This window comes from Niveispirillum fermenti (assembly GCF_052474395.1).
Genome location: NZ_CP156679.1, coordinates 191,731 through 215,434 on the forward strand (window position 1 = coordinate 191,731; position 23,704 = coordinate 215,434).

The following is a 23,704-nucleotide window of genomic DNA, read 5'->3' on the forward strand; positions in this document are numbered from 1 at the left end:
GGAAGTCGGTCCGCCTGTAACGGCCGACTAACCGCATCATACGCCGATGCACTGACAAACAGAACGTCCCGCCGCGATCGCGGGTCGGTCCATTGGGATAGGCGCAAGAGGTGTGCCTATACGGAATGGGCGCTTGCTTCTGTAGCGTTCGGGGTTAACCTTTAGGCAGGATAATGATGTTAAGCGTCAGGTTGTGTCTGCTGATGTCTGCGTGTGTATGTGCGCCGGGGGCTCGTCTTGGAATTCAACATACTGGGTCTGTGCTTCACCGGTGCCGATGATGGACTGACGATCAGCCATGACCCATGGCTGGTCGCGCTTTCCTATGTGACGGCGGCTTTCGCGTCCTATGTCGCCCTGGACATGGCCGAACGACTGCGTCACGCCGAGGGGCGCTGGCGGGCGGCTTGGCACACCGCGGCCGCTGTGGCGCTGGGCGGTGGCATTTGGGTCATGCATTTCCTGGGCATGCTGGCCCTGCGCGTGGCTTTTCCATTCGGCTTCCACGAGGGGCTGACCCTGCTGTCACTGGCCGTGCCCATCGGTGTCGTGGCCCTGGGCCTGTGGCTGGTGGGGCAGGGAACGGGTCTGCTGCGCCTGTTGCTGGCCGGGGTCATTGTCGGCATGGGTGTCGTGGTCATGCATTACACCGGCATGGCGGCGATGCTGGTGCCTGGCACCATCGCCTATACGCCGGGTCTGTTCTCCCTGTCGGTGATGATCGCGGTGGCGGCGGCCATCGTGGCGCTTTGGCTGGCCCTGACCCCGCAACGCATGGGGTTGCGGGTGGTGGCGGCACTGGTGATGGGCATGGCCATATGCGGCATGCATTATACCGGCATGGAAGCGCTGGTGATCAATATCGACCCCACCCTTCCGGTCGACATGGATGGTCTGCCCCGGCCCCTGCTCGCGGCATTGATCGCTGTCATGGCGTATGGCCTGCTGATCCTGGCCCTGGTGGCCGGCATTGCCGACCGCCGCATCTCCGCCGCGTCCGCGCGTGAGGCCGAGCAGTTGCGCCGCGCCAACCACATCCTGGAAGAGGAGATGCGCGAGCGCCGGCGCGTGGAGGCGGAGCTGGAGCAGGCCCGTCAGGCGCTGGAATGCCGCGTCGCCGAGCGCACCCGCGATCTGGAGGAGGCGCGCCAGCGGGCCGAGGCGGCCAGCCAGGCCAAGTCGGACTTCCTGGCCTCCATGAGCCATGAGCTGCGGACCCCGCTGAATTCCGTCATGGGCTTTTCCCAGCTTTTGCTGTTCAACCGTGCGCGGGAACCGCTGACGCCCAAGCAGGAGCGCGCGGCCACCCAGATCGAAAAGGCGGGTGCCCATCTGCTGCGGCTGATTGATGAGGTGCTGGACCTGGCCAAGGTGGAGGCCGGGCACATGACCTTGTCGCTGGAGCCGGTGGATGCCGCCGCCGTGGCGCGTGACATGGTCACGACGCTGCAGCCCGCGGCGGATGGCGCCAATGTCGGCCTGTCGCTGGAACTGCCGGATGGCCCCGTCAGTGTGGTGGCGGATCAGACACGCCTGACCCAGGTGCTGACGAACCTGACCAGCAATGCCATCAAATACAATGTCCCGGCGGGTCGTGTCGTCCTGTCGCTATCGGAAGGGCCGGAGGGGCGCATCACCCTGGCGGTCAGTGATACGGGCATGGGCATTCCTGCCGACCGCCTGTCTGACCTGTTCCAGCCGTTCAACCGTCTGGGCCGGGAACATGGGGCGGTGGAAGGGACGGGCATTGGCCTGACCATCTGCCAGCGGCTGGTCGAGGCGATGGGGGGCGCCATCGAGGTGGAAAGCCAGGAAGGGAAGGGCAGCCGGTTCTCCTTCCACCTGCCGGCGGCCCGTCTGGCCAGCCTGGCATCTGTGGGACCTGTGGAGCGGGTACAGGCCGGTCCGGCACCGGGTGTGCAGACCATGCTCTATGTGGAAGACAATCCCGCCAACATCCAGCTCATGCGGGACCTGATCGACAGTCTTGGCGGCTTCCGCCTGCTGATCGCCGCCGATCCGGGATCGGGGCTGCATCTGGCCACCACCTACCGGCCCGACATCATGATCCTGGATATCAACCTGCCCGGGATGGACGGGTTCGAACTGTTATCCCGGCTGCGGGCGGACCCCGCCACGGCCGATATCCCGGCGCTCGCCCTGTCGGCCAATGCCCTTCCGCGTGAAGTGGAACGGGGGATTGCTGCCGGCTTCCGCAGCTACCTGACGAAGCCCCTGCGCGTCCCGGAGTTCATGGCCGCGGTGGAGGAGGCTTTGGCGGAGGCACGCAGATGACCCAATTCATCCTCCCGCCTTCGTCCGACATGGAGGATGCGCTTCTGTCGGCGCGCCTGCTCGTCGTTGACGACCTGCCGGCCAATGTCGAACTGCTGCTTGGCATGCTGGAAATGGCGGGCTTCACCGACGTGCAGTCCACCACCGATCCGTTCGAGGGGCTGGCCCTGGCCCAGCACGGGCAGCCCGACCTGGTCCTGCTGGATTACCGGATGCCGGGCCTGGACGGCCCGACCTTCATTTCCCGCCTGAAGGCGGGTTTGGGCACGGAAGCCCCACCTGTCCTGGTCGTGACAGCCCAGAATGACGAGGGCAGCCGGCGCAAGGCACTGGAAGCCGGCGCCCGGGACTATGTGACCAAGCCCTATGCCTTCTGGGAACTGATCGCGCGGTCACGCAATCTTCTGGAACTGCATCTGCTGCACCGGGCCCAGCGCCAGCATTCCGTGCGGCTGGAACAGCAGGTGCTGGAACGCACGGCCGAGCTGGAACGCACGCGGGCGGAAATCATCCGTCGCCTCTGTACAGCCGGGGAGTTCCGGGACGAGGACACGGGCCAGCATGTCACCCGCATCGGCCGGCTGTCGGCCGAACTGGCGGGGCTGGCGGGGCTGGACACCATCTATGTCAACAAGATCGGCAGTGCGGCCCCCCTGCACGATATCGGCAAGATCGGCATCCCCGACAATGTGCTGTTGAAGCCCGGCCGCCTGGACGAGGCCGAATGGGTCATCATGCGCACCCATGCGGAGATCGGTGCCCAGATCCTGGGCGGCAGCGGGTTGAAGCTGCTGGACCTGGCGTCGGAGATCGCCCTGTCCCATCACGAGAAATGGGACGGCAGCGGCTATCCGCGCGGGCTGGCGGGGGAGCACATTCCCCTATCCGGCCGCATCGTGGCCATCTGCGATGTGTTCGACGCCCTGCTGTCGCGCCGGCCCTACAAGGAACCCTGGCCGGTTGAGCGGGTCATCGACCATCTGGCGGCCAGTGCCGGCGCCCATCTCGATCCCGGACTGACACGGCTGTTCCTGGATAATATTGACCGGATGCTGGCCATCCGCGCCGAATTGGCGGACTGATCGCCCGTCACTCGGTCTGCCAGGCAAGGCCCTTGGCCGGCCCTGCCGGGTGGCGGGGCATACCCTGCCACGTGCCCAGATGCAGCAATGCCGTCTCGTAGGAGGTCGTGGCATTGTCCAGGGTGAAATCCTGTACCCGCCGGCGCAGGGCATCTGCGGACACCGGATGGCTCAGGGCGGCATCCATGGCATCGGCCAGCGCCGCCGTGTCGTCAACGGGCACCAGCGGTCCCAGCGCCCCCTGGCGCAGCAATTCGCGCGGGCCGCCAGGGCAATCGGTGGACACCACGGGGCAGCCCAGAGCCATCGCCTCCACCAGCACCCCGGGCATTCCTTCCCAGCGCGAGGACAGAACGAACAGGTCGGCCCCGGCGAACCGGTCGAACGGGTTGCTGACCAGACCGGGAAACTCGACAAGACCGGCGATGCCCAGACTGTCGGCCAGGACATGCAAGGCCGATCGGTCCGGCCCGTCGCCGGCCAGCACCAGCCGTGCCTTGCGCCGGGCCGACAGCAGGGCGAAGGCGTGCAGCAATGTGTCGAATCCCTTCTGCCGCACGAAGCGCCCCATGGCCAGGATGCGGACCGTCCCGTCGCCTGCCGGCAAGGGCCGCCGCGCGGCATGCAGCCGGTCGGGCAGAATGGGGCTGGCCACCGTCAGCACGCGGCCGGCAGGCAGACCGGTCACGCTGACCACGTCGCGCGCGACATCCCCGGATACGGCCAGCACCGCATCCGCCCGGCGCCAAAGCCAGGCTTCCGCTGCGCGGCGGGGGTTGATGGTCGCGTCGTGCCGCCGGGACAGATGATTGCTGGCCCGCAGCACCAGGCGGATGGCGGGCCGGCCGGCCAGCGTATGGGCAAGGACGGACGGAATCACGGCATGATTGGCCATGCCGACCAGCATGTCGGGGCGGTTATGGCGCAGGTAGCGGGAGAGCGGGCGGATGGCAGCGGCAAGATCGCCCGTGCGCACGCCGCCCGATGCAACATCGGGGGCAGGGGAAGGGGCCAGCGGCAGGCGCATCACCCTGGGGCCGACAAGACCGGTTTCCGGGCCGCCATCGACGGCTGTGACCAGATCGATGCGGTGGCCGCGTGCGGCCAGCCCATTCGCCAGCATGATGGTGCGCCGTTGGGCGCCGCCCGTGGAAAGCGAATGCACAAAGAAGGCGAGATGCATGGATAAGGGGCCCCCTCAGACCCTTCAGGCGGTTGTGCCTGCCGCCCGTCTCCATTCCTGTGGGGCGGTCGATATGGCGCCGCAGCATACCGCGTGTGCCTGACAATTTTCTGACGGGGCCATGACCGGACCGTGACGCGGATCGCGGAACAGCATTACAAAAAGTTTATGATCTTTTTGGCGCAGGGCTTTGCCGGGCCGGGCGTATAAGGTGTTGTGAAACCTTGCCCACCTGCCCAAAGACAGGATACGCAACCCGTGAGCACCCATCCGCCCAAGGCCACCCAAAGCCGGACTGGCCGCCGTAAGTCCCTTTCTTTTTTCCGACGCCGATCATTCATGGCCATAGTGGGTGTCGGGCTTGCCGCGGGTGCGGCCTGGTGGTTCCTCGGGCGTGACGACGGGGGCGGGGAGACCGCCCAGTTTCTGACCGCGCGGGTTGAGCGGGGCAATATCGAGGACAGCGTGACGGCGCTGGGCAATCTCCAGCCCCGTGATTATGTCGATGTCGGCACCCAGGTATCCGGCCAGTTGCGCATCGTCCATGTGGAGGTCGGGCAGGATGTGAAGCAGGGCGACCTGCTGGCGGAGATCGACCCCACGGTTTACGAGGCACGGGTGGAGGCCGACCGTGCGCAACTGGACAATCTGGCGGCACAGCTTATCCAGCGGGAAGCCGAGCTGGATCTGGCCCGCCTGCAATTCACGCGGCAGAAGAATCTGCTGGCTGAAAACGCGACCAGCCAGGACAGCTTCCAGAGCGCGGAGAAGACCCTGCGCGCTGCGGAGGGTGCCGTGAAGGCCGTGCAGGCCCAGATCCGTCAGACCAACTCCACCCTGCGCGGGGACGAGGCCAATCTGGGCTATACCAAGATCTATGCCCCCATGTCGGGCACGGTCGTTTCACAGAATTCCAAGCAGGGCCAGACCCTGAATGCCAACCAGTCGGCCCCCATCGTGGTCCGCATCGCCGATCTGTCGGTGATGACCGTGACGACGCAGGTTTCCGAAGCCGACGTGTCGCGACTGCGCATCGGCATGCCCGCCTATTTCACGACGCTGGGCCGGCCGGATCGCCGCTGGACGGGCACGCTCGCCAAGATCAACCCGACCCCCGAAATCGTGAACAATGTCATCCTCTACAACGCGCTGTTCGATGTGGAGAATCGGGGCGGCGATCTGATGACGCAGATGACGGCGCAGACCTTCTTCATCGCCGCCGCCGCCCAGGATGTGCTGCGCGTGCCTGTGGCCGCCTTGCAGCAGCGTGGCTCCGGCCCCGCCGGGGGTGCCGCCGACGGGGAGCGCCGCCGCCAGCGTCCGGCCGCCCCGGCCGGGGAGACTGCCCCCACCGGCGCCGCACCGCCCGAGGCCGCCCCCGCCGATGGCCAGCCGCGTGGCCGCCCGCGCATGGCGCAGGTGCTGAAGGCCGATGGCACGGTGGAGGAACGGCGCATCATGATCGGCGTCAGCGACCGCGTGAATGCGGAGGTGCTGTCCGGCCTGCAGGAAGGGGAGACCATCGTGGTCGGCCGCCGCCCGTCCGCCGGACAGTTGCAGGCGCAGCGTAACCAGCAGCAGCAGAACATGCAGCGCATGCGGCCGCCGGGGATGCTATGAGCACGCCACACGCCAACGGTGGGGTCACACCGCTGATCGAACTGGTGGACATCACCAAGACCTATTCCAACGGCGATCTTGCGGTGCAGGTGCTGAAAGGCGTCTCGCTGAAGATCCATCCGGGGGAATTCGTGGCCATCATGGGCGCGTCGGGTTCCGGCAAGTCGACCCTGATGAATATCCTGGGCTGTCTGGACCGGCCGACCACGGGGCAGTATCTGTTCGACGGGCGGGACGTATCCACCTTCGACCGCGACATGCTGGCCCTGCTGCGGCGCGAGGCGTTCGGCTTCGTGTTCCAGAGCTATAACCTGATCCCCATGGCCACGGCGGCGGAGAATGTCGAGGTCCCCGCCGTCTATGCCGGCATGGGGCGTCAGGCGCGACAGGAGCGGGCGGGCGAATTGCTGTCCGCCCTGGGGTTGGCCGACCGCATGGACCACAGGCCCAGCCAGCTTTCCGGCGGCCAGCAGCAGCGCGTGTCCATCGCGCGCGCGCTGGTCAATGGCGGTCAGGTGATCCTGGCCGACGAACCGACGGGCGCCCTGGACAGCCGCAGCGGCGAAGAGGTGATGCGCCTGTTGAGCGATCTGGCGTCGCGCGGCCACACCGTCATCCTGATCACCCACGACCGTGACGTGGCCGGCAATGCCCGCCGGCTGGTGGAGATAAAGGACGGGCAGATCGTGGCCGACGGCCCGACCCCGCATGCGCTGGAGGCCGCGGCCCCGCCGCCCGTGCCCGTGCATCCCGTGACCGTTCCGGAACCGGGACAGGATAGCGGCTGGACCGTGTGGGAACTGGCGGAGGCCTTCCGCATGGCCCGCCGCGCCCTGTCGGCCAATCTCTACCGCACGGTGCTGACGCTGCTGGGCATCGTCATCGGCGTGGCATCGGTGGTGACCATGCTGGCCGTGGGCAACGGGTCGGAAAGGGCCATGGTGGAGCGGATCAGCGCCATGGGCACGAACCTGCTGGTCATCCGCCCCGGCGCGCCGGGACAGCGCAATGCCAATGGCGTGGCCACCCTGGTGCCGGAGGATGCCGACGCCATCCACGGCATCCCCAACGTCATCGTGGCCGTGCCGGAATATAGCGGCAACATGACGGCCCGCGCCGGCAACATGGACTATCAGACCCAGGTGACGGCCACCAGTCCCGGCATGCAGCAGGCCCGGGCCTGGGAAATGGCGGCCGGCACCTTCTTCGACGATGCCGCGGAGGACAGCTATGCCCCCGTCGCCGTCATCGGTCAGACCGTGGCCAACAACCTGTTCGCCGGCGCCGATCCCGTGGGTCAGTACATCCTGCTGCGCAATGTGCCGTTCCAGGTGATCGGCGTCCTGGCACCGAAGGGTGCCAGTCCGGTCGGCCAGGATCAGGATGATGTCGTGTTCGTGCCGCTGACCACGGGCAGCTATCGCGTGTTCGGCCAGCGCAACCTGCGCTCCATCACGGTGCTGGTCGATGATCTCTCGATCATCGGGGAGACGGAGGCCCTGATCACCAGCCTTCTGACCGCCCGCCACCAGGCAGAGGATTTCCAGGTCCGCAACACGGCCTCCTTCATCGACACGCTGTCGGCCATGCGCCAGACCATGACCATCCTGCTGGGCTCCATCGCGGCGATCTCGCTGCTGGTGGGCGGCATCGGGGTCATGAACATCATGCTGGTGAACGTGACGGAACGGACACGGGAAATCGGTATCCGTATGGCCACCGGCGCCCGTGCCCGGCATGTCATGCAGCAATTCCTGCTTGAAGCGCTGCTGGTATCGGCGCTGGGCGGGGTGATCGGCGTGGCGCTGGGCATTTCCGTGTCGCTGCTGTTGACCTTCTTCGGGGTCGACATCCAGCTGACCCTGCCCCCCATGATGCTGGCCTTCGGCTGTGCCTTCGCCACGGGCCTGATCTTCGGCTACACGCCCGCCCGCCGGGCCGCCCTGCTGGACCCCGTCGTGGCCCTGGCGGCCGACTGACCCTTTTTCCGGATCATCTGCATGACCGCTCGCCCTTCCCGTCTTTTCCTTCCCCTGCTGCTGGCCGGAACGGCGTTGCTGACCGGCTGCGCACATGGCGATTACGGCACCACCACGTCCCCTGTCACGCCGCAGGCCGCCTGGCAGCGGGCCGATGCGTCCGTGGCGTCCACCCCCTGGCCGGCGGCTGACTGGTGGGGCGGCTTCGGGTCGGCGGAGTTGCTGACCCTGCTGGGGGATGCCCGCGCCGCCAATCCGGACCTGGCCGCCGCCGCGGCGCGGCTGGCGCAGGCCGATGCCCGGGCGCGGGCCGCGGGTGCCGCCCTGCTGCCCACCCTGGGGGCCAGTGCCGGCCTCAGCCGTCAGGAAAGCGATGCCTCGGGTCCCGGCGGGCGCAGTGGCCGGACCAGTTCCAGCCTGGGGCTTTCCGCCGCCTATGAGCTGGATTTCTGGGGGGCGAACCGCGCTGCGGCCGACAGTGCGGCGGCCGGCGTGGTCATCAGCCGGCTGGACCAGGAAACGGTGGCCCTGACCGTGACGGCGGGGGTCGCCAACGGCTATTTCCAGGTCCTGTCCCTGCGCGACCGTGTTCGCAGCGCAGAGGAAAGCCTGGCGCTGGCCGAGCGGGTGATGGCGGTGGTCGATGCCCGCTATCGCAACGGCGCCGCCACGGCGCTGGAGGTGGCCCAGCAGCGCAATGCCCTTGTCAGCCAGCAGGCTGCCCTGCCGGCCCTGCGCCAGCAGGAGGTGGCGGCGCTGAACAGTCTGGCCGTGCTGCTGGGGCGTGCCCCGGCCGACCTGTCGGTGTCGGGCACGGGCCTGGGCGGCTTGGGCCTGCCCGCCACGGGCGTCGGCGTGCCGGCCGATCTGCTGGAACGCCGGCCCGACCTGAAGGCTGCTGCCGTGCAACTGGAGGCGGCGGGTGCGGACATCGTGGCCGCCCGCGCCGCCCTGTACCCCGCCGCCACGCTGAACCTGTCCGGCACCCTGACCGGTGCCGGCCTGTCCAGTCTGGTCGATGCGCCCGGTGCGGTGGCCAGCCTGGGCCTTTCCCTGGCCCAGAGCCTTTTCGACGGCGGCCGCCGCCGTGCCCAGGTGGAGGTGGCCCAGGCCCGCCGCGTGGAACTGGTGGAAACCTATCGCAAGGCCATCCTGACCGGCTTCTCCGATGTGGAGACGGCGCTGGCCCAGGCCCGCAACACCGAAAGCCAGCGGCGTTTTCAGGAAGAGGCCGTGCGGCTGTCGCGGGAGCTTTTCCGGCTGGCTGAAACCCGTTACCGGGAAGGGGCCGTGGACCTGTTGACCCTACTGGACGCCCAGCGTTCGCTGTTGTCCGCCCAGGACCAGTTGACACAGGTGCGTCTGGCCGAAATGCAGACCGCCATCGCCCTTTTCCGCGCCCTGGGCGGCGGCTGGTCCGCGGCCTGAGGGCGGTGGGGCGCTTTCCGGCGCCCTTTGGATGTGTCCGGTATCCGCTGCTGCCGAGGCCGGGTGGGGGCTCGTCGGGTGATAACCGCCCGCAACGGGCAAAGATGAATATTTTGAGCAATGTTCATTTTTGTGACGCCCGTCACACCGGGCCTCTGCCTGCTTTGTCACAGTGCCGGCGCGGTGATGGCTGGGGCGAAGGGCCGGGGCCGCTTCCAAAGGATCGGAGAGAAATCGATGAACACCCGTTCGATCGGGCGGTTGCGCATGGCTGTCGCCATGTCCGCCCTGCTTTCATCCATCTCTGCCACCGCCGTCCATGCGCAGGCGGACCGGCCGGATGATGGCTGGTATGTGCGGCTGGGCGTGCTGGGGGGCGTCATGCCCGACTATGAAGGATCCGACAGCTATAGAATCCGTCCCCTGCCGGATGTCGAGATCACCTACGACAACCGCTTCTTCCTTTCCCGCCAGGGGCTTGGTGCCAATCTTGTCAGCAACGACAATCTGACCCTGGGCGCGGCCATCGCGTTTGACAGCGGGCGCTCGTCAAAGCGCGATGCGGCGCTGGCCGGTTACCGCAATGTCGGCGATACGGCCCTTGGCCGCATCTTTGCCGAGTATACGATCGACCGGCTGATGCTGTCGGTGGATGTCGCGACCGACCTGCTGGGTGATGGCCATAAGGGGACGGAAGCGACCCTCTCCGCCACCTGGATGTTCAATCCCGCCGGTCGCACCATGCTGCTGGTCGGCCCGTCGCTGACCTGGGCCAGTGATGATTACATGCATTCCTATTTCAGCACCACGGCCGACCGGCTGCGGCCGGCGGGCGGTTCGGCCGCGGTCCCGCCGGGATCGCGCACGGGATACAGGGCCGGGGCGGGGCTGAAGAATGCCGGCCTTACGGCCATCATGATCCATCCGCTGGGCGAGAACTGGTCGATCACGGGCTTCGCGGGCTATTCCCGCCTGCTGGGCGATGCTGCCGACAGCCCGTTCGTGAAGGATAATGGCAGCCGTGACCAGGTGATGGGCGCGCTGGGCCTGTCCTACACGTTCTGACGCCGCTTCAGGCGCTGCCCGTCGAACGCCAGAAGGGGGGCGGAATTTTCCGCCCCCCCTTCTTTCCCATGTTCGTCGCTCCGCAGGGTCAGGCCGTGCGCTTGGCGCTGATCATCTCCATGATCTCCGCCGCGGCCTTCGGGATGTTGGTTCCCGGGCCATAGATGGCGGCCGCACCGGCCTTCAGCAGGAACTCGTAATCCTGGGGCGGGATGACGCCGCCGCAGACGATGAGGATGTCGCCCGCACCCTGTTCCTTCAGGGCGGCGGCCAGTTGCGGGACCAGTGTCTTGTGGCCGGCGGCGAGGCTGGAGACGCCGACGACATGGACGTCGTTTTCGATGGCCTGACGGGCGGCTTCTTCGGGCGTCTGGAACAGGGCACCGACATCGACGTCGAAGCCGATATCGGCGAAGGCGGTGGCGATGACCTTGGCGCCACGGTCATGGCCGTCCTGGCCCATCTTCACCACCAGCATGCGGGGGCGGCGGCCTTCCTGCTCGGCGAAGGCGGCCACGTCCTTCTGGATCTGCTGGAAGCCGGCATCCCCCTCATAGGCCGCGCCATAGACGCCGGAGACGGAGCGGATGGTGGCGCGGTGGCGCGTGAATACCTCTTCCATGGCGTCGGAAATCTCCCCGACCGTGGCGCGGGCACGGGCGGCATCCACCGCGAGCGCCAGCAGGTTACCGGATTTCTCGGCCGCCGCCTTGGTCAGGGCGGCCAGGGTCTCGCGCACCTTGGCTTCGTCACGGCTGGCGCGGATGCGCTGCAGCAGGGCCACCTGTGCCTCACGCACGGCGGTATTGTCGATGTCCAGCACGTCCACCTTTTCCGGATTCTGCGGACGGTACTTGTTGACGCCGACGATCACCTCCTCGCCCCGGTCGATGCGGGCCTGACGCCTTGCGGCTGCCTCCTCGATCATCAGCTTGGGCAGGCCGCTTTCCACGGCCTTGGTCATGCCGCCCATCTCCTCCACCTGATCGATCAGCTTTTCGGCGGCTTCGGCCAGCGAGGCCGTCAGATGCTCGACATAGTAGCTGCCGCCCAGCGGATCGACCACATGCGGGATGCGGGTTTCCTCGGCAATGATCAGCTGGGTATTGCGGGCGATGCGGGCGCTGAACGGCGTGGGCAGGCCCAGGGCCTCGTCGAAGCTGTTGGTGTGCAGGCTCTGCGTGCCGCCCATGATGGCGGCCATGGCCTCAATCGTGGTGCGGATGACATTGTTATAGGGGTCCTGCTCCGTCAAGGACACGCCCGAGGTCTGGCAATGGGTGCGCAGGGCCAGCGAGCGGGCATCCTTGGGCTGGAAATGCTTCTCCATCAGCTTGGCCCAGAGCAGGCGGGCGGCGCGCAGCTTCGCCACCTCCATGAAGAAATCCATGCCGATGGCGAAGAAGAAGGACAGGCGCGGGGCGAACTTGTCCACGTTCAGGCCCTTGGCCAGGGCGGCGCGGACATATTCCATGCCGTCGGCCAGCGTGAAGGCCAGTTCCTGCACCGCCGTGGCCCCGGCCTCCTGCATATGGTAGCCGGAAATGGAGATGGAGTTGAACTTGGGCATGAAATTCGCCGTGTATTCGATGATATCGGCGATGATCCGCATGCTGGGTTCGGGCGGATAGATATAGGTGTTGCGGACCATGAATTCCTTCAGAATGTCGTTCTGAATGGTCCCGGACAGCTTGGCCGTGTCGACACCCTGTTCCTCACCGGCCACGATATACATGGCCAGGATGGGCAGAACCGCCCCGTTCATGGTCATGGAGACGGACATCTTGTCGAGCGGGATACCGTCGAACAGGATCTTCATGTCCTCCACGCTGTCGATGGCCACGCCGGCCTTGCCGACATCGCCCACGACGCGGGGATGGTCGCTGTCATAGCCGCGATGGGTGGCCAGATCGAAGGCCACCGACAGGCCCATTTGCCCTGCGGCCAGGTTCGCGCGGTAGAACTTGTTGCTGGCCTCAGCGGTGGAGAAGCCCGCGTACTGGCGGATGGTCCAGGGCTTCACCGCGTACATGCTGGCGCGCGGGCCGCGCGTGAAGGGGGCGAAACCGGGCAGGGTGCCCACGCTTTCCAGCCCTTCCAGGTCCTCGGCGGTATAGAGCGGCTTGACCGCCAACCCCTCCGCCGTCGTGCGGGTCAGGTCTTCAAGCTTCGCGTCCTTGCCCACATCCTTGGCGGCGAGGGCTTCCCAGTCGGCGAGATTCTTGGGCGGGAACTGGGTCATCTCTTGGGGCTCCAGGCTTCTAAAATGTTTATTCGTCATCCTCGCGTATGCGGGGATCCAGCAAGAGCGGCGTCTGTCGCGATACGGTTCATATCGGCGCTGACCACGCCTTACGCTGGATCCCCGCTTTTACGGGGATGACGGTAGAGAGGTGGCAAATGTAGCCCGTTCACTCGAACTCGATGATCTTCTCATCCACCGCGAGCGAAGCGCCCTTGGCGGCATGGACCTTCTTTACCGTACCGTCGGCTTCGGCGCGCAGGATGTTTTCCATTTTCATGGCCTCCACCACGGCCAGTTCCTGGCCGGCCTTCACCGCCTCGCCTTCCTTCACCGACACCGACACCAGCAGGCCCGGCATGGGCGACAGCAGGTACTTGGACATGTCGGGCGGCAGCTTGACGGGCATCAGTTCCGCCAGTTCGGCTGCGCGCGGGGTCAGCACATCCACCTGGAAGGCGAAGCCGCCATGGGTCAGGATGAGCGAGGTGCCCTTGCGGTCCACCTGAACCGTCATGAAGACCCCGCCGACAGTGCCCTGCCACAGTGTCTGACCGATCTCCCAGTCCCCGATGACGGTCAGCGGGCCATTGGCCAGACCGACCGTGGTGGCCCCCCCCGTCACGGCCAGATGGGCCGGATGGTTCTGCCGTTCGGCGCGGGCCACCCAATCCTGGGACACGTGCAGGCCGTGGCCCGCCATCTGGCCGGACACCATGGCGTCACGGCTGGCGATGCGTGCATGCAGGACCGTGGCGAGCGCCAGCAGGCGGTCGCGCACGGCGGGGTCCGGCGTCAGGCCGTGGAACCCGTCGGGATATTCCTCGGCGATGAAATTGGTGGTCAGGCGGCCGTCGCGGAAGCGCTGCTTCTGCATCAGCGAGGTAAGGAAGGAGATGTTGTGTCCCACACCGCGGATCTGGAACCCGTCCAGCGCATCGGCCATGGCGTCCGTCGCCTGCTCGCGCGAAGGTGCCCAGGTGATCAGCTTGGCGATCATCGGATCGTAATACATGCTGATCTCACCCCCCTCATACACGCCGGTATCGACGCGGATGATGGAGCCGTCCTCGCGCTTGCCCTCCACGGGCGGGCGATAGCGGGTGACGCGGCCGGTGGACGGCAGGAAGCCGCGGGTCGGCTCCTCCGCATAGACGCGCGCTTCCAGCGACCAGCCATTGATGCCGATATCGGCCTGGGTGAGGGGCAATTCCTCCCCGGCGGCCACGCGGATCATCAGTTCGACCAGATCCAGGCCGGTGATCATCTCCGTCACGGGATGTTCCACCTGCAGGCGGGTGTTCATCTCCAGGAAGTAGAAATTGCGGTCCTTGTCCACGATGAACTCGACCGTGCCGGCGGAACGATATTGCACGGCCTTGGCCAGCGCCACCGACTGTTCGCCCATGGCCTTGCGCGTGGCCGCGTCCAGGAACGGGCTCGGCGCCTCCTCGATCACCTTCTGGTGACGGCGCTGGATGGAGCATTCACGCTCGTTCAGATAGACGACATTGCCATGCGCATCGGCCAGAAGCTGGATTTCGATGTGACGCGGCTCGGTGATGTATTTCTCCACGAACACGCGGTCATCGGCAAAGCTGGACCGCGCCTCGTTGGTGGCCGACCGGAAGCCCTCGCGCACCTCCGCATCGTTCCAGGCCACGCGCATGCCCTTGCCGCCGCCGCCGGCCGAGGCCTTGATCATGACGGGATAGCCGATGTCGCGGGCGATGCCGACGGCTTCCTCGTCATCCTTGATCACGCCCAGATAGCCCGGAACGGTGGACACGCCGGCCGCCTTGGCCAGCTTCTTGCTCTCGATCTTGTCGCCCATGGCGCCGATGGCATGCACATCGGGGCCGATGAAGACGATGCCGGCCTGCTTCAGCGCCTCGCAGAAGGGGGCTTTCTCCGACAGGAAGCCATAGCCGGGATGCACCGCCTCCGCCCCGGTCTGCTTGCACGCCTCGATGATCTTGTCGGCGATCAGATAGGATTGGGCCGACGGCGCCGGGCCGATATGCACGGCCTCGTCCGCCATTTCCACGTGCAGCGCGCCGGCATCGGCGTCGGAATAGACGGCCACCGTCTTGATGCCCATGCGGCGGGCGGTCTTGATGACGCGGCAGGCGATTTCGCCACGGTTGGCGATGAGGATTTTCTTGAACATGGGGGCCGGTGACCTTCGTGGCTGGTGCTTGCGCGGCGTGTTCGGGGCGTAGGAGAGACCAGAGGTTCCGCTTCATCTACCGCCACCCCCGGCTTGTCGCCGGGGTGACGGTTGAGAGGGGGCGATGGCGGAGCCCTTAAATCCTCCCTTACAGCGGCAGGTTGTCGTGCTTCTTCCAGGGGTTCTGGAGCTGCTTGTTCTTCAGCATCGACAGCGCCTTGCACAGGCGGCGGCGGGTATTGTGGGGCATGATCACGTCGTCGATATAGCCACGGCCCGCCGCCACGAAGGGATTGGCGAATTTCTGCCGGTATTCCTCTGTCCGCGCCTCGATCTTGGCAGCGTCGCCGATATCGCCACGGAAGATGATCTCCACAGCACCCTTCGGCCCCATCACGGCGATCTCCGCGCTGGGCCAGGCATAATTGACGTCGCCGCGCAGATGCTTGGACGCCATCACGTCATAGGCGCCGCCATAGGCCTTGCGGGTGATCAGCGTCACCTTGGGCACCGTGGCTTCCGCATAGGCGAACAGCAGCTTGGCGCCATGCTTGATGATGCCGTTATATTCCTGGCTGGTGCCGGGCAGGAAGCCCGGCACGTCGACCAGCGTCACGATGGGGATGTTGAAGGCATCGCAGAACCGCACGAACCGCGCGGCCTTGATGGCGCTGTCGATGTCGAGACACCCGGCCAGCACCATCGGCTGGTTCGCCACGAAACCGACCGTGGAACCCTGCATGCGGCCAAAGCCGGTGATGATGTTCTTGGCGTATTCCGGCTGGATTTCGAAGAAGTCGCCCTCGTCCACGATCTTCAGGATCAGTTCCTTCATGTCGTAGGGCTTGTTGGGATTGGCGGGGATCAGGGTGTCCAGGCTCATTTCCGGCCGGTCGGCCGTGTCCGGCGTGGGGCGCGACGGCGGCTTCTCGCGGTTGGACAGCGGCAGGAAATCCACCAGGCGGCGGGTTTCCAGCAGGGCCTGCACATCATTCTCGAACGCCAGGTCGGCGACGCCGGACTTGGAGGTGTGGGTCACGGCCCCGCCCAGTTCCTCCGCCGTCACCACCTCATGCGTCACCGTCTTCACCACGTCGGGGCCGGTGACGAACATGTATGATGAATCCTTCACCATGAAGATGAAGTCGGTCATGGCCGGCGAATAGACGGCGCCACCGGCGCACGGTCCCATGATCAGGCTGATCTGCGGGACGACGCCCGACGCCAGCACGTTGCGCTGGAACACTTCGGCATAGCCGCCCAGGCTGGCCACGCCCTCCTGGATGCGCGCACCGCCGCTGTCATTCAGACCGATGACGGGGGCGCCCACCTTCATCGCCTGGTCCATGATCTTGCAGATCTTCTCCGCATGCGCTTCCGACAGGGACCCGCCGAAGACGGTGAAATCCTGGCTGAACACGAAGACCAGACGGCCATTGATGGTGCCATGGCCGGTGACGACGCCGTCGCCCGGCACCTTCTGCGTCTGCATGCCGAAATCGGCGCAGCGATGTTCGACGAACATGTCCCATTCTTCGAACGAGCCCTCGTCGAGCAGGATCTCGATCCGCTCCCGCGCCGTCAGCTTGCCCTTGGCATGCTGGCCCGCGATGCGCTTCTCACCGCCGCCCTGACGGGCACCGGCCCGCATCTCCTCCAACCGCACCAGCACATCCTGCATGGGAAATCCGCCCCTTGGGAAAGGTTCATGGGAATTTAGGCGGAGTTTGCAAATTCCAGGGCGTCGTGAAAAGGCGTGGATGGGTGTGGAATTGCGAAGGCGGTGATGGTGAATTGCAAATTTTGCGAATTTGCAATTCACCATCAAATCCGCGTTGCCGGCCCAGATGGGGCGACGGGCAGGGGCGGGGTGCCCCTTAGCGGTGCGTCCTGCCGAACAGCCTGTCGACCAGTCCCTGGACCCGTGCGAAGGCCGCGCGGGCGCCGTCGGCCGCGTGGGCGTCCTGCGTGCTGGACAGGGGGATGGCATCCAGGGCTGACGTGAAGGTCCGCCAGTGCAGGCCGCGTCCCGCCGCTGCCCCTGCCAGATGGCGGGCGCCGAAGCGTTCCGACAGGCCTAGCTTCGCGGCTTCCTTCAAAAGGTATGCGGCGCCCAGGTTGGACCCTTCCGCGACGTACAGCCAGCCCAGCGCCGTGGGCAGGTCCATCGGCGCACCGGGTGCAAAGACCGGTTCGGTGTCCGGTATGGCGAAGTCGGCCGGCCCGTGCCCCAGGTCCTGCTGATCCTGTGTGATCAGGTCCAGCCGGCGACCCGCCGCCAGACCCGGCAGAAGGGTATTCAGCGCCGGGCTGACGTAAAGCGCATCGACATCGCGATGAAAGGCATGCTGCACGGCCAGGAACAGGGCATAGCGCTCGCGGCTGGCAAACGGGTCCCGCCGCATGATGGCCTGGTCCAGCCGGGTATGCGCGGGGCCGGTTGCGGCCTTCAGATGCTGCGCGCGGCCGGCATCCGCCGGTGCCGGCCGGCCATGTTCCGTCGTGCGGAAGGTGTTTTCTGCGGATCGAGGTTGCACGATGTGTCAGGCGTAGTGGCGTTTCGCGGGGGAGTTTTCCGGGGCGGGGAAGTCCGGGCCGGCGGCACCGCCGGGTCCCGACAGCATCTCGCGCACCCGGGTCACCAGAATGCGGGTTTCAAATGGCTTCTGCAGAACCTGGCATCCCGGTTCCAGAATACCCGTGCCCAGCGTGACATCGAAGGCATAGCCTGTCATGAACAGGACCCCCAGGCCGGGACGCCGCTCGCGCGCCGCCTCGGCAAGCTGGCGCCCGTTCATGCCGGGCAGGCCCACGTCGGAGACCAGCAGGTCCAAACGCAGCCCGTCATCCAGCAGGGCCAGGGCCTGCGCGCCGTCAGATGCCTCCACCACCTGCAGGCCGGCATCCTGCAGGGCCTGCACGGCGACCATGCGGACCAGCACTTCGTCCTCCACGATCAGCACGGTGCCGCTGGTCGCGTTGCGGGCCTCGATGGTGGCGGCCACCACCGGTTCCCCGGCCTGTTCCAGCCGGCCCTTCTCGCTGCGCGGCAGAAACAGATGCACGGTCGTGCCCCGGCCGGGTAGGCTTTCGATGCGCACCACCCCGTTGGACTGGCTGACGAAGCCATAGACCTGGCTCAGCCCCAGTCCGGTGCCCTGCCCGATGGGTTTGGTGGTGAAGAAAGGGTCGAAGGCCCGGGCGATGATGTCCGGGGCCATGCCGGAGCCCGTGTCGCTGACCGACAGGCGCACATAATCGCCGGGCTGGCCCCCGTGCGTCAATTCCGCCTCCGTCAACCGGGCATTGGCGGCGGTGATGGTGATGCGGCCGCCATCCGGCATGGCGTCGCGCGCGTTGACCACCAGGTTCAGCAACGCGATCTCCAACTGGTTGGCATCGCACCAGGCGGGCCAGATGCCGGGCGGGGCCTCGGTCCGGATGCTGACCTGCTCGCCCACCGTGCGGCCCAGCAATTCCTCCATGCCCCGGATCAGCGTGCCGGGCTCGGTCTCGTCGGGGCGCAGGGGCTGGCGCCGTGCAAAGGCCAGCAGCCGCTGGGTCAGCGCCGCCGCGCGTGCTGCGGCGGCCTTGGCATTGGTCGTATGCGCACGAAGCCCGTCGCGGTCATCACCGTCGATGCGGGCATTCAGCAGTTCCAGGTTGCCCGTGATGGCGGTCAACAGATTGTTGAAATCATGGGCGATTCCGCCGGTGAGCTGGCCCAGCGCATCCATCTTCTGGGCATGGCGCAGCGCTTCTTCCGCCCGTTCCCGCTCCGCTTCGGCGCGCAGGCGGGCGGTGACATCGACGATGGCGTCCATGGTGCGCAGGAAGCGGCCCTGTTCGTCCCGGTCGATACGGGCCGATACCAGGATGTCGGCCACTTCCCCCGACCGTTTGATGATCTGATAGGGCAGGTCGCGGACCACGCCTTCACGCATCAGTTCCGGCCAGCGGCTTTGCAGGTGCAGCCGGGCATAGTCGGGGGGCATGAATTCCGTGATGTGGCGGCCGATCACCTGGGACCGGTCATCGTAACCCATGAATTCCAGCCAGCGGTCGCTGACACTCAAAAGCCGCCCCTCGCTGTCCAGCGAATGCAGCGGCACGGGCGTCTTGGCATAAAGGGCGCTGAGGTCGGCCTGGGCGCGCTTGCGCTCGGCCACCTCCGCCCGCAGCTTGGCATTGGCGGAGATCAGCTCCCCGGTGCGCGCATCCACCAGCCGCTCCAGTTCCTCCCGGCTTTCCGACAGGGCCGTGCGGAACTTGATGGCGTCATCGATGTCGGTGCAGGTACCGAACCAGCGGATGATCTGGCCATCCTTGTCATAAAGCGGCAGGGCGCGGCCCAGGAACCAGCGGAAAACGCCGTCATGGCGCCGCAGCCGGTACTCGATCTCATATTCCTCGCCAGTGGCCACGGCGGTGCTCCAGCGATCCTGCGTGCGCCGCCGGTCGTCGGGATGCAGCACCGCCAGCCAGCCGTCACCGATATTCTCGCCGTTTTCCGCCCCGGTATAGTCGTGCCAGTTGCCGTTCAGATAATCGACCGCGCCCTGGGGCTGTGCCGACCAGACAAGTTGCGGCATGCTTTCCGCCAGGGCGCGGAACTTTGCTTCCGCCTGCTGGCGTTCGACCAGGATGCGCGCCTCGTCGATGGCACGGTTGACGGCCGCGGCCAGGCGGACAAGCCGTTCCTTCAGCACATAATCGCGCGCGCCGTGGCGCAGCGCCTCGACGGCCAGTTCCTCCCCCATCTTGCCGGACAGGAAGATGAAGGGTGTGTCGGGCGCCCTGTCCTGGGCGATCTGCAAGGCGGACAATCCGTCGAAGCCGGGCAGCACGAAATCGGCCAGGACCAGATCGAACCGTGTCGTTCCCAGTGCGTCGGTGAAGGCCTCGCGGGTTTCAACACGGGTGATTTCGCATTCCAGTCCGGCTTTGCGCAGGTGCGCCCCGACCAGTTCGCAATCAAGCGGGCTGTCTTCCAGATGCAGAATATGGATGGCGTCGGGCATTTGGTCAGGCGCCCTTGCCCGTTTCGCTTTCCATCGGCGCGCCTGCCGGCTGTGGCCGGCGGGCGCAGCCCACGGGGGGCTCGTTCACGATGGCCCAGAAGACACCCAGGTCGCGGATGGCCTGGAAGAAATCCTTGAAATTCACCGGTTTCACGACAAAGGCGTTGACCCCGTGGCGGTAGGAGCGCAGCAGGTCGGTCTCCTCGCGCGATGCGGTCAGCATCACGATGGGCACGTGGCGGGTGTCCGGGTCGCTCTTGACCCTTTCCAGCACTTCCAGCCCGTCCACCTTCGGCAATTTCAGGTCCAGCAGCACGACGGCAGGCAGCCAGGCCGGCTGGCCGCTCTCCGGGTCGCGGCGGGTCAGCAGCGCCAGCGCCTCCTCCCCGTCACGGGCTACGACCACGTCATTGGCAAGCTGGCACTTGTCCAGCGCCGCCAGGGTCAGTTCAAGGTCCCGCGGGTTGTCCTCCACCAGCAGGATGGGTTTCAGGTCACGCATTCATTTCCCTTTTGTCCGGTGCCGCCGCCTCGGCCTTTGGCAGCGTGAAGTAGAAGGTGGCACCGTCATTGATGCGCCCCTCGGCCCAGGTCCGACCACCATGCCGGTCGATGGCACGCCTTACATTGGCAAGACCGATCCCGATCCCCTCGAACTCCTCGTTCCGGTGAAGCCGCTGGAACACCCCGAACAATTTCTTGTCATATGCCTGATTGAACCCAACGCCGTTGTCCCGCACCCAGAAAACCGTTTCGTCCGCCTTATATTCATAACCCACGGCGATGCGCGCGGGTTCCCGGCCTCTTGTATACTTGATGGCGTTGGACAGCAGGTTTTGCAAGACAAGCCGGATCATGGTGGGATCGCCCCGCACCACGGGCAGCCGGGCCAGATCCCATTCAATGGCCCGTCCGGCGGCCTCCGGCGCCAGCACCTCCCGAACATCGCGGACCAGATTGTCCATGTCGATGGCGACCGATGTCAGGGCGCTGCGGCCCATCTGCGAAAAATGCAGCAGGTTGTCGACCAGGGACCCGGCGGTATTGGCCGCATCCACGATCGTGTCCAGATAGCGCCGCCCGGTTTCGCTGAAGCGTTCCGCCTCCAGTTCCTGCAAAAGCTCGGCGAACCCGACGATATGCCGGAACGGCGCCCGCAGGTCGTGAGAGATCGAGTAGGAAAAGGACTCCAGTTCCTTGTTGGACCGGGTCAGTTCCCGCGACAGGGCGGCGAGTTCCTCGGCCTTGCGCAGCACGATGCCGATGATGGCGTGGCGCAGGTCGGCCGCGGTCTCCCGCTCCGCCTCGCTCCAGGGCAGCGAGCGGTGGCGCACGATCTCCTTCCATTCCTCGAAGGACCGGCGGGGGTCCAGTCGGGTCGGGTTGCCGGTGGAAGCCGCCGGCTTGCGCGGATCGCCGCCCCAGCGGACGGTGCGCACCACTTCCGGCCGAAACCACAGGATATAGCTGGCATGCAGCTTGGACACCGCGATGGCCAGCAGGCCGGCCGCCTTGCCCCGGAACGCGGCGGCCGGTGGATAAAGATCGGGCAGGGTGTCGGTGGCGAAAATCTCCGGCTCCCCCTGCTCGGACAGCCATCCGACCAGGGATCTGACAGCCGCCGTCCCGGGCGTGTCACCCACCAGCGCACAGGTTTTTTCGAACACGATCGCGGCACCGGTCGCACCGGCGAAGCGCAGCAGTTCATCCGGCACATCCTGCAAGCCGGCAATGAAAGGGTCGGCCTGGGCCATGGCGGCCAGCAGGCGGGCCTGGATGGCCTTCAGGGCGATGCGGCTCTCCGCGTCACGGCGTTCCTCCACGGCGGCGATGCGGACTGACAGGATCTGGGCGATCAGGTCACAGGCCGCCCGCACGGCGTAGGATACGGCCCGCGGCTGCCGGTGGTGGCAGGAGATCAACCCCCACAGCCGCCCGCGCAACAGGATCGATACGGACATGGACGAGGCCGTCTCCATGTTCCGCATATATTCGACATGCACGGGGGATACGCTGCGCAACACGGAAAAGCTGAGATCGAGAGGCTCTCCCGTCGCGGGGTTCAACGCGGGCAGGACGGGGACGGGCACATAGCCGGCATCGGGGATCTGCCGCTGCCGGTTCAACCGGTAAAGATCGCGGGCCTGTGCCGGAATGTCGGAAGCGGGGAAGCGCAGGTCCATGTAGGAGGGAAGGCGGCCATTGCCATCTTCCCCCACCACGGTGCCATGCCAGTCCGCATCGAAGCGGTAGATCAGGACGCGGTCGAACCCTGACAGCCCCCTGACCTCCTGCGCGGCGCAGGCCAGTATTTCCGCCGGGGTCTCCAGCGCCTCCATCCGTTCCAGCGCGTCGCGCATCCGTGGATAGACGCGGTCGATCAGGCCATTGCCGTCGGACAGCCATTCCAGTTCCACGATGGCGGCCCCGTCCGGGCCGCCATGGGCCAGAACCTGGACCGTGCCGGAACCGGGCAGATCGACGATGGCCAGGGGCGTGGAGCGGTTGGACAGGCGCGGCTCGGTCAGGAAGTCGGCCACGGGACCCGACAGCAGGGGATGCAGTGCCTCCACCGGTGTCAGGCCCAAGGCCCTGTCGATGCCCGTCACAAGGGCGGGGGCGGCATTGGTGCTGGCCTGCGTCAGCCGCCAGGCACCCTCTCCACCCGGGGGGCCTTCCCGCGTGAAGGCCAGCAACATGCCGTGGGGCTGGATGCTGCCGGGAATGTGGATCGGTTCCCGGCTGCACAGGTCTAAATCGATATCAGCGTTCGTCATCGCATCCCGCAATATCTGTTCCTGTCCGGTTCAAGCCATCTCCATTGCCAACCCGGCCTGCGGTGCCACCGGTCGGGTCGCGTCATATATTCGGGCCGCACCGGCGGCGGCCGGGGGGAACCCAGCCTAGCCGGTTTCAGCCCGGCCTTAAAGAGACGATGGTATGTCGCACCCACGAACGGGACCATGGTCACAGCCTCGCCTGTCCGTTCAACGGGTGCGGGCATGATCGGTCTCCGCCTGTTCGGCCATGCATGCCGGCCCGACTTCGGCGGGCCAGTCGCCGTCCGCCAGCGGTTCTATGCGCTCGAAGGCGGCACGCGGCATCAGCAGGCACAGCCCGTCGGCATCGAAACGGACCTGTTCGCGCGCGACGGCCCGCAGGCATTCGTCGACGCCCCCGACACCCCCGCTGGCCACCACCACATAGCTGATTTCGCCAGACGCGCATTCGACCAGCGCTTCCACGCTCTTGCCCAGCGTGCTGCCCCCGTTGTCCCGTACCGGCATGCCGGAAAATGCCGTGGCCGTGAACAGGGTCGGGGCGGCCGACCGGCGGCTGGCAAGGGCGGCGGCGCGGCCCCCATCCTCATAGGCGCGCTGGCGGCCCAGCCAGCGCCAGATACCCACCATGTTGACGCCGGTCAGGAACAGGTTCGTGGCCAGCAGCCCCGATTGGTCGGTGGCCCACCCGACGACGGACCAGCTTATCGAGCCCAGCGTGAAGACGACGAAGCCCCAGCCGGTCACGCGCGCACCCAGGTTGGATGCGGTCATCATGGCGGCGATCATGGTGGCGGCCGGTGCGACCCAGCCGGCGATGGTATCAGGTTCCATGGGCT

Annotated in this window: 15 protein-coding genes; 6 read left to right on the forward strand and 9 right to left on the reverse strand. The window is 66.5% G+C overall.

Annotation, left to right across the window (positions count from 1 at the left end):
* Nucleotides 1-237: 237 nt before the first annotated feature.
* On the forward strand, nucleotides 238-2,295 hold the full coding sequence (locus ABC728_RS05295; RefSeq protein ID WP_416621330.1) for an MHYT domain-containing protein: 2,058 nt from the start codon (nucleotides 238-240) through the stop codon (nucleotides 2,293-2,295).
* Nucleotides 2,292-3,377, forward strand: coding sequence for an HD domain-containing phosphohydrolase (locus tag ABC728_RS05300; RefSeq protein WP_416621331.1), 1,086 nt, complete (start codon nucleotides 2,292-2,294; stop codon nucleotides 3,375-3,377). Before ABC728_RS05295 ends, ABC728_RS05300 begins: the two co-directional genes overlap by 4 nt.
* 7 nt (nucleotides 3,378-3,384) lie before the next feature.
* On the opposite strand, the gene ABC728_RS05305 is transcribed toward ABC728_RS05300, so the two are convergent.
* On the reverse strand, nucleotides 3,385-4,560 hold the full coding sequence (locus tag ABC728_RS05305; RefSeq protein WP_416621332.1) for a glycosyltransferase: 1,176 nt from the start codon (nucleotides 4,558-4,560) through the stop codon (nucleotides 3,385-3,387).
* Between the two features lie 339 nt (nucleotides 4,561-4,899).
* Between ABC728_RS05305 and ABC728_RS05310 the strand changes: the two genes are divergently transcribed.
* The 4 genes from ABC728_RS05310 to ABC728_RS05325 all read left to right on the forward strand — a co-directional run bounded on the left by ABC728_RS05310 (nucleotide 4,900) and on the right by ABC728_RS05325 (nucleotide 10,652).
* Nucleotides 4,900-6,180 (forward strand): efflux RND transporter periplasmic adaptor subunit, encoded by a 1,281-nt coding sequence (locus tag ABC728_RS05310; RefSeq protein ID WP_416621333.1) that lies wholly within the window; start codon nucleotides 4,900-4,902, stop codon nucleotides 6,178-6,180.
* Nucleotides 6,177-8,159: a MacB family efflux pump subunit gene (locus tag ABC728_RS05315; RefSeq protein ID WP_416621334.1), complete on the forward strand. Its 1,983-nt coding sequence runs from the start codon at nucleotides 6,177-6,179 to the stop codon at nucleotides 8,157-8,159. The genes ABC728_RS05310 and ABC728_RS05315 overlap by 4 nt, the downstream gene beginning before the upstream one ends.
* A 21-nt stretch (nucleotides 8,160-8,180) precedes the next feature.
* Nucleotides 8,181-9,587, forward strand: coding sequence for an efflux transporter outer membrane subunit (locus ABC728_RS05320; protein ID WP_416621335.1), 1,407 nt, complete (start codon nucleotides 8,181-8,183; stop codon nucleotides 9,585-9,587).
* 237 nt (nucleotides 9,588-9,824) lie between these two features.
* The gene (locus ABC728_RS05325) at nucleotides 9,825-10,652 is read left to right on the forward strand and encodes a MipA/OmpV family protein (protein ID WP_416621336.1); all 828 of its coding nucleotides are present in this window, start codon (nucleotides 9,825-9,827) and stop codon (nucleotides 10,650-10,652) included.
* A gap of 88 nt (nucleotides 10,653-10,740) precedes the next feature.
* Here the strand turns inward: ABC728_RS05325 and scpA are convergent, their stop codons facing one another.
* The 8 genes from scpA to ABC728_RS05365 all read right to left on the reverse strand — a co-directional run bounded on the left by scpA (nucleotide 10,741) and on the right by ABC728_RS05365 (nucleotide 23,699).
* Entirely contained in the window at nucleotides 10,741-12,894 is a 2,154-nt protein-coding gene (scpA, locus tag ABC728_RS05330; RefSeq protein ID WP_416621337.1) for a methylmalonyl-CoA mutase, read from the reverse strand.
* Nucleotides 12,895-13,063: 169 nt separating this feature from the next.
* Nucleotides 13,064-15,064, reverse strand: a complete 2,001-nt coding sequence (locus ABC728_RS05335) for an acetyl-CoA carboxylase biotin carboxylase subunit (protein ID WP_416621338.1) — start codon at nucleotides 15,062-15,064, stop codon at nucleotides 13,064-13,066.
* A gap of 148 nt (nucleotides 15,065-15,212) precedes the next feature.
* Nucleotides 15,213-16,745, reverse strand: a complete 1,533-nt coding sequence (locus ABC728_RS05340; RefSeq protein ID WP_416621339.1) for an acyl-CoA carboxylase subunit beta — start codon at nucleotides 16,743-16,745, stop codon at nucleotides 15,213-15,215.
* 196 nt (nucleotides 16,746-16,941) lie between these two features.
* Nucleotides 16,942-17,601, reverse strand: coding sequence for a biliverdin-producing heme oxygenase (locus ABC728_RS05345; RefSeq protein ID WP_416621340.1), 660 nt, complete (start codon nucleotides 17,599-17,601; stop codon nucleotides 16,942-16,944).
* 6 nt (nucleotides 17,602-17,607) lie between these two features.
* A complete protein-coding gene (locus tag ABC728_RS05350) occupies nucleotides 17,608-20,085 on the reverse strand; it encodes a response regulator (protein ID WP_416621341.1) in 2,478 nt (825 codons plus the stop codon).
* A 4-nt stretch (nucleotides 20,086-20,089) separates the two neighbouring features.
* A complete protein-coding gene (locus ABC728_RS05355) occupies nucleotides 20,090-20,587 on the reverse strand; it encodes a response regulator (RefSeq protein WP_416621342.1) in 498 nt (165 codons plus the stop codon).
* Nucleotides 20,580-22,862 (reverse strand): ATP-binding protein, encoded by a 2,283-nt coding sequence (locus ABC728_RS05360; RefSeq protein ID WP_416621343.1) that lies wholly within the window; start codon nucleotides 22,860-22,862, stop codon nucleotides 20,580-20,582. Before ABC728_RS05360 ends, ABC728_RS05355 begins: the two co-directional genes overlap by 8 nt.
* Nucleotides 22,863-23,072: 210 nt before the next feature.
* Entirely contained in the window at nucleotides 23,073-23,699 is a 627-nt protein-coding gene (locus ABC728_RS05365; protein WP_416621344.1) for a PRC-barrel domain containing protein, read from the reverse strand.
* Nucleotides 23,700-23,704 lie beyond the last annotated feature (5 nt).